Annotated in this window: 4 protein-coding genes and 4 pseudogenes; 5 read left to right on the top strand and 3 right to left on the bottom strand. The window is 55.8% G+C overall.

All coding sequences use genetic code 11. The features are described 5' to 3' along the window. Positions 1-65: 65 nt before the first annotated feature. A pseudogene (locus tag AB4Y42_RS43460) lies at positions 66-332 on the bottom strand (transposase); the annotation flags it as partial. Positions 333-1,224: 892 nt separating this feature from the next. Between AB4Y42_RS43460 and AB4Y42_RS43455 the strand changes: the two are divergent. The 5 genes and pseudogenes from AB4Y42_RS43455 to AB4Y42_RS43435 all read left to right on the top strand — a co-directional run. Continuing rightward, positions 1,225-1,644 (top strand): replication initiation protein, encoded by a 420-nt coding sequence (locus AB4Y42_RS43455; protein WP_368692958.1) that lies wholly within the window; start codon positions 1,225-1,227, stop codon positions 1,642-1,644. Continuing rightward, positions 1,634-1,690 (top strand): annotated as a pseudogene (locus AB4Y42_RS43450) (hypothetical protein); the annotation flags it as partial. The gene AB4Y42_RS43455 and the pseudogene AB4Y42_RS43450, both read left to right, overlap by 11 nt. Positions 1,691-1,738: 48 nt before the next feature. After that, entirely contained in the window at positions 1,739-1,996 is a 258-nt protein-coding gene (locus tag AB4Y42_RS43445) for a replication initiation protein (RefSeq protein ID WP_368692959.1), read from the top strand. A 147-nt stretch (positions 1,997-2,143) separates the two neighbouring features. Further along, positions 2,144-2,236, top strand: a pseudogene (locus tag AB4Y42_RS43440) (IS6 family transposase); the annotation flags it as partial. Positions 2,237-2,388: 152 nt separating this feature from the next. After that, positions 2,389-3,476, top strand: a pseudogene (locus AB4Y42_RS43435) (IS4 family transposase); the annotation flags it as partial. Here the strand turns inward: AB4Y42_RS43435 and AB4Y42_RS43430 are convergent. Next, positions 3,477-3,725 (bottom strand): hypothetical protein, encoded by a 249-nt coding sequence (locus AB4Y42_RS43430; protein ID WP_368692957.1) that lies wholly within the window; start codon positions 3,723-3,725, stop codon positions 3,477-3,479. Positions 3,726-3,765: 40 nt separating this feature from the next. Then, positions 3,766-4,605, bottom strand: coding sequence for a hypothetical protein (locus tag AB4Y42_RS43425; RefSeq protein ID WP_368692956.1), 840 nt, complete (start codon positions 4,603-4,605; stop codon positions 3,766-3,768). Positions 4,606-5,125: the final 520 nt, after the last annotated feature.

The raw sequence follows: 5,125 nt of genomic DNA, 5'->3' as shown, positions 1-5,125 counted from the left end.
TGATAAAGCGATTTTCTTTTCTTCATCGTGGCATCTTACGTGACTACCTCGCCAACGTGACAGTGCCCGTCGTTGTCCTGATCACCCCCATTCTTGCGTATGAAGCTCTTGTGTCCAGCCCACGCCTGGATTGGGGGGCCGTCCACGCTGAAATGCTCACCTGAGAGCAGGCACTTCTTCTCGGCAATGGCCACCACTTCGTTGAAGAATTCGATGACGGCGTCGTGTTTGATCAGGCGTTCGAGGTTCTTCGTGAAGACCGTGGGCACCCAGAGCTCGTCATCCATTGCCAGGCCGATGAACCAGCGAAAAAGCAGGTTATATTGAACCTGCCCCGGCCTGCATGCCGGGAAGGGATAGCTCTCCGTGGGCAGCATGGCCTTCGCCCGCCTCTCCTTTCGATAACGCTATCATTGTGTTTCCCTAACGATCGTTACGTTGAACGAGTTGGCCATGGCGATATCGCTGCCTGCTGCCGCACCCCTAATTTCTCTCTTGGCCAGCATTTTTTGTGCCAAGTATGCATGAGGCGGCAAATCCCAGGTCAGTTCGGTATTCCAGCGAGTCTTCCGAAGCGGAAGCTTCAATGTTCTCAACGTCGCATTTGCGACAAATGCCACAGCTCACCGCATCGCATGGCTGGACGCCTACATGGTCGCGAAGTCGCGCGACAATGGGCCGGAACATTTGTCGCTGACCGGCCGTGCTGCTTGACGCTCTCTAGCCAGGCGTTTCCTCGAGATGTCCGGCGCTCCTTGTGCAAAGCCGAGTTCAACCGTATCAGCAGTCATCGCAAGAGAGGTTGCTGATTTCGATCGTCATTTGACGGAGGTTCGCGGGCTTTCCGATAGTTTGTCACCTGACGAGATTCGCCGGTTGCTCAATGCCTTCGACCGAAACAACGCTACCGGCATGTCGTGAGCAAAGACGTGAAACGCGGGGCTGGGGTTTGTAAATAGTTTTTTAAGGGTTTGTATACGCGTGAAAGCGTTGCTAGGAATGGGTTTGCGGCGCATTCGTCTGACGTTTACCCACTGAAAAATGACGTTTTCCCACTTAGTCGGGCGAATTCCCACTGTTGTCCACAGGCATCTATTCTGACGTTTTCCCACTAGCAGAGGATAGTTCTGACGGGTTCCCCCATCCCTTTCTGATTGTATCGAAAGGTGACAGAATGCGGGCTTTCTGTCACCGTCGAATCGGGTCAAGTTAGGAAGCGTCAGAATGAAAGTACCGGCAACACTTCAAGAAATGCACGGTATCGCTCTCTCCGAGCGGTACGTTAACATGAGCAATGCCCTCACGCGTGCCGCCCAAGGCCTCAAACTGATCGAGAAGCGGCTGATATCTGCCGCGATCGCTCAAAGCGATTCGGTCGAACTGCGCAAGCTGGCGGCTGCCTTGGGACCAAACGAGGGGTGGCGGGTAAAACTGTCCGCGCAGGAATACGCAGCGGCCTTTGACGTCGACCAGCCGACGGCTTACGTGCAGCTTCGGGAGGCCGCAGAGTCGATCTTTAACAAGTACATTCGTACCGTAGAACAGACACGCCGGGGCGAAAAAAAAAGAGCGCAAATACCGGTGGGTCTCCGGAAATACGTATCACGAAGGCGAGGGCTGGGTCGACGTCAATTTTTCGCCTGAGGTCGCGCCATTCCTGTTGGGCCTGCGCACGGAATTCACAACCTACAAGCTCAAGCATACCGCCGCGCTGCGGTCCGTCTACTCGTGGCGCCTGATGGAGATGTTCGCCCAATATCGGGACACTGGCCTGGTGCGTATTAGCTTCGACGACTTTTGTCATGCGATGGATGCGCCCCCGAGTTGTGTCAAAGACTTTGGCCAGATGCGACGACGCGTAATCGACGTCGCCGTCGACGAGCTGACCGGCAAGGATGGCCTGCTTATCGAGTGGAAGCCAACCAAGCAGGGCGGCCGAAAGGTCACTGGCGTGGAGTTCCGGTTTCAGCCGAATCCGCAACTGTTCCTTTTCTGACACCAACTCATGACGCACGACTAGAAGGTGTTAGGCACTTTCGGTCAGACCTGGTAACCTGGCGGAATGAAAAAGCGCAGGCCTCACCCAACGGATGTATCGGATGGGCACTGTCACGTTGGCGAGGTAGTCACGCAAGATGCCACGATGAAGAAAAGAAAATCGCTTTATCACGGCCACCGGTTCCCGGCGGCAATCATTAGTCTCGCGGTTCGGCGGTATTTACGGTTCCAACTCAGCCCGAGTGATCACTGGTGTCCGGTTTATTTGAGGCCAGCAGGCCGGAGAGGGGCGGCTGACGCGGGTTTCGAGGATTTTTTGGGTGTCCACGATTTGAATTTCGATTCCAGCATTTGCGATCCTTTCGGGTTTGAACAACCCCGGGGGAGCACATGAACGTGAGCAAGACACTGTTCGCGCAAGTCATGGAGTTCGTGCCGTGGAAGACGTTCGGCCGGATCATCGATCGACATGGCGGCGACGCGGGAGTGCGTACGCTGGGCTGCGCCGATCTGTTCCGTATCATGGCCTTCAACTGACGTGGCGCGAATCCCTGCGCGACATCGAGGTTTGCCTGACGGCAAATCGCGGCAAGCCGTTTCATATCGGATTGAAGAACGTCCCGGCGCGCTCGACGTTGTCGGACGCATTGAACCTGCGCGACTGGCACATCTATCACGAACTGGCGATGCGACTGATCGGCCGGGCCCGGGCGCTTTACGCGTCCGAGTCGCTGGACATCGATCTCGATGCGACCGTCTACGCACTCGATTCCACAACTATCGACCTGTGCCTGTCTCTGTTCGATTGGGCACCGTTTCGCAGCACCAAGGCAGCGGTCAAGATGCACACGCTGCTGGATCTGCGTGGTGCGATTCCTGCCTTCATTCACGTGAGCGACGGCAAGATGCACGGCGTTGGCGTGCTCGATTTCCTGCCCGTCGAAGCGGGAGCTTTCTACGTCATCGATCGCGGCCATCTGGACTTCGAGCGACTGTACAAACGGCATCAGGCAGGCGCTTTCTTCGTCACGCGCGCCAAACGCAACATGAATGCGCGTCGCGTCTACTCGGCTGCCACCGACCGCAGCACAGGTGTCATTTGCGACCAGAGCATCGCCTTGAATGGCTTCTACGCTTCGCAAAACTATCCCGAACACTTGCGCCGTGTTCGCTTCAAGAACCCAGAATCCGGAAAGACCCTGATCTTCCTGACCAACAATGCAGCGTTGCCACCCTTGACCATCGCCGGCCTGTACCGAAACCGTTGGCATGTCGAACTGTTTTTCAAGTGGGTCAAGCAGCATCTGCGCATCAAGCGCTTTCTCGGCACAACCGAGAACGCGGTGAAGACGCAAATCTGGTGCGCCGTCTCCACCTACGTACTGATCGCGATCGTCAAAAAGGAGCTTCAACTCGATGCCTCGCTCTACACATTGCTACAGATCTTTTCGGTGTCCGTTTTCGAGAAAACCCCTATTTCAGCGGCCTAGCCAAACCTCGCCGTCCGACCACGTGGCCATATAGCGCTGACCGTGAATATACATGTATGTCTGGGGCACGTAATGGGTTGGCATCAAGTTATTATTCTCCAGCACGCCGACGAGCACGTTCGAAGCACGTTGGCTGCCGTGCTGCCAGTCGTCGCCCACGGAACCGCTGATATCAGGGTAAGAGGGCGGCGGCGGGTTCCAAAAAGGTTGTGAGCTTTCCATATACGGCTGGCTCACCTCTTCACCTGGCGTCTGATAGTGAGGCCATGAAATACCCTCAAAAAACGATGATGGAGGAGAAGTGGCACCAAAACCGGCCTGACCATATTGATCGGCCGGCGAGGCCCAGGCGCCTCCCCCCCAGCCAAGGATCCGGCGGGTTCCAAAAAGGTTGTGAACTTCCCATATACGGCTGGCTCACCTCTTCACCTGGCGTCTGAAGCTGAGGCCATGGAATGCCCTCAAAAAACGATGATGGAGGAGAAGTGGCACCAAAACCGGCCTGACCATATTGATCAGCCACTGAGGTGCCTCCCCCCCAGTCGGCGGGTTGCGAGGGCCCAGCATCCGGCTGAGCCTGCTGCTCTCCGAGCCCCATCCCCCGCAGTGCCGTGATTGCTCTCCGTAGTTGCGACCCCCTTGAATTCGGGTCAGCAAGATACGTATGGATATCGTTGTCCAACGCGTGTATGCGCCCATTGATTGCCGGCAAGCCATTGAGTCTCAGCCACGCGCTAAAGTTGCGAATAACAGGTGCGTAAATGCGGCGATATGAGTCATATTCACTCCCATCAAGCGAATCAATAAGAATGCGATCTTCCTCATATGCACCACCGGTTGCATACTCACGCGCGGCCGCCAGTGCGGCTCGTACCGTTCCTCTTTTGAAGAGGCCACTATCGAGTCTCTTGGCCACCTCATCCAGTTCGCGGTCAGCAAGTCGGCCTGCGAAACCAGGGCGCTGATTGGAGGTAAGTGCGTTACTCAACTTTGCCAGTCCAGAAAGATGATTTCTGAGCGTGCTATCACCCATTTCCCCCTTTTTTTGGCCGGCCTTAAAGTTTTCAACAAATTCTTTGTCATCCGCATTATGAATATCGGCGGATTTTTTTCGCATAAAAAATTTGGCGGACTCCCCCGACCTGTTCCCCGGCCCTACTTTCCCGCTCAAGCTGCAAGTCACTCAAGCCCTGCATCACTCCCGCCGGCTGCGCAAATTCGTGCGCTGGAGACCCCGGCCGAGAGTTGGGGGGGCACCTCTTGCCGCACCTCATCCTGCTCTTGCAGTGCCGCGTAGGTCTGCATGAACCCTTCTGTGTCCCAAATATTCCATGAATTGCCGTCCAATGTATCTTCCTCGTGAACAACGAACCCGAGTGTGAACAGCTTATCTGCCCCCCCCCGAATTGACGTGGACTTTACGCGAAGTTAAGTGCGTTGAAACGAAGTGAGGAAGTTGCTGCCCACAGCGTAGCTAACGACCGCGGCAGAGAACCGATAACAGTGGGTTCTGGTAATCATGTAGCCGGCCCCTCGCGGTTGTGGTGAAGCGGCGGGCGTAGAGTTGAGGGGCACTGTCACGTTGGCGAAGTAGTCACGTAAGGTGTCACGATGAAGAAAAGAAAATCGCTTTATCG

The organism is Paraburkholderia sp. EG286B (assembly GCF_040965655.1).
GTDB lineage: Bacteria > Pseudomonadota > Gammaproteobacteria > Burkholderiales > Burkholderiaceae > Paraburkholderia.
Note: the sequence above shows the minus strand (reverse complement) of the source record. Positions and strands in the feature narration are given on the sequence as shown.

Bases quoted from the DNA above. Each gene is read 5' to 3' on its own strand.
- AB4Y42_RS43455 (WP_368692958.1), top strand. From the start codon at position 1,225: ATGAAAGTACCGGCAACACTTCAAGAAATGCACGGTATCGCTCTCTCC.
- AB4Y42_RS43445 (WP_368692959.1), top strand. From the start codon at position 1,739: ATGGAGATGTTCGCCCAATATCGGGACACTGGCCTGGTGCGTATTAGC.
- AB4Y42_RS43425 (WP_368692956.1), bottom strand. From the start codon at position 4,605: ATGCGAAAAAAATCCGCCGATATTCATAATGCGGATGACAAAGAATTT.